The organism is Niveispirillum sp. SYP-B3756, assembly GCF_009495745.1.
GTDB lineage: Bacteria > Pseudomonadota > Alphaproteobacteria > Azospirillales > Azospirillaceae > Niveispirillum.
Genome location: NZ_WIDQ01000048.1, coordinates 1 through 1,545, shown reverse-complemented (window position 1 = coordinate 1,545; position 1,545 = coordinate 1). Strand labels below are relative to the sequence as shown.

Genomic DNA, 1,545 nt, shown 5'->3' with positions numbered 1-1,545 from the left:
AAAATCCGCAGCGCATCTCGCTTGAATTCCGCCGTGATCTTGACCTGCTTTACTCGAACCATCAAAACCTCCATCAAACCCAAATTTTAGGATGATGGCTCTCCACTTTGCCAGGGCAAGTCCACACCCTGGAATGGGTCGACTGGTTCAACAACCGACGCCTGCTCGAGCCAATCGGAAACATTCCGTCCGCAGAAGCCGAAGCCAACTTCTACGCAGCTCTGGAAACTAAAGCCATGGTCGCATAACTATTGAATTCAAGCCTCCGGCAAACCCGGCGCGGTTCAGTCAGGACATTCCGCGCGTAAGACAATAGGCTGTTCGGTAAGGGTCACCGCTGGCTGCGCATCTGCGTCATTGGCCGGCGAAATCAGAGGTTGGCCTCCATCCAATCACTTGCCAAAACCAGCCGGTTTTTGGCTGAGCCAGTGTGGCCACAACATATCGACTGTCGCCGTCCTTTTGGCTTTGAATTCAAGGAGCGCGAGATCCTCGGACGCTCGATAGCGGCTGTCCGAAGCGGAAACCACGGTGACGGGGGCGAGGCCAAATTGATCTGCCGTTATGTCGACAATCAAATCCCCGGCAACAATCCAGCTATGTCCCAGCCAGCCGTCAGCCGAATGAAAACCCGCCGGAAAGGCGACGCCGTGTTCGTCAAAAGGGCACCCCGTCATCCACGCAGCTGCAATGCCAAAATCCTCAATAAGGACACGCTGCAGGAACAGGCTTGAGCGACTGCAGGTCCATGCCGATAAAACGGGCGGCGTCTGACCGCGCTCGGCATGCCACGATGGCCAGACCGGCTCGAGAAAAGCTCGGGACGCCATGGCTGCATCCCACAGGGCTTGGGAACCGATTTTTCCAACCGAAGTACCGCTTCCGCGCACGTCTGACGCTCCTATTTCTTGCGTGGGCCCGTTCAGGAGATCACTGTTCGATCCGCGAGGCATAGCACGATTAATCGTCGATCTTGAACTAAGCTGTCTCGCCACGGCAAGGCGAGCACCAGATGGATATCCCGCGAACATCTCCTCCTGGGCAAACGCAGCCGCCGGTGGCTTGGCGTATCTTCGTCACTCCAACAACCTGGAGCACGAAGAACATGACTATCAACTTACAAACCTGCGTCGAGCCGCATCTGGACTCGTTCACCTCGAGTCTTGCAGTCGCTGAATCGGTCCGGGATTGTCGGCGGCCAAAGTTCGTGAGTCATGCCGCCATTTGCTGAGCGCTCACGGCGTCATGATAGCGTTGTTCCGCCTCGGCTGGTGGAATATTTCCGATAGGTTCGAGCAGGCGGCGGTTGTTGAACCAGTCGACCCATTCGAGGGTGGCGTATTCCACAGCTTCGAAAGATTTCCACGGTCCCCGCCTGTGGATGACCTCCGCCTTGTGGAGACCATTGACGGTTTCATGTGTGAGATCCGATGACATCCTTTCAACTTTGTGATCGCCGCCCATATTTTCAGACGCGTTAACGCTGCTGTGTTTGCTGTTGACCTCAGGGTAGCGCTCGAGCGCTACCCTGAGGTCAACAGCAGC

Annotated in this window: 1 protein-coding gene and 1 pseudogene; both read right to left on the bottom strand. The window is 56.2% G+C overall.

The genetic code is table 11. The annotated features are described in order from the left end of the window. Positions 1-392 precede the first annotated feature (392 nt). Positions 393-830: a hypothetical protein gene (locus tag GE253_RS25655; protein ID WP_153206983.1), complete on the bottom strand. Its 438-nt coding sequence runs from the start codon at positions 828-830 to the stop codon at positions 393-395. 382 nt (positions 831-1,212) lie between these two features. Further along, positions 1,213-1,545: pseudogene (locus GE253_RS26430) on the bottom strand (IS3 family transposase); the annotation flags it as partial.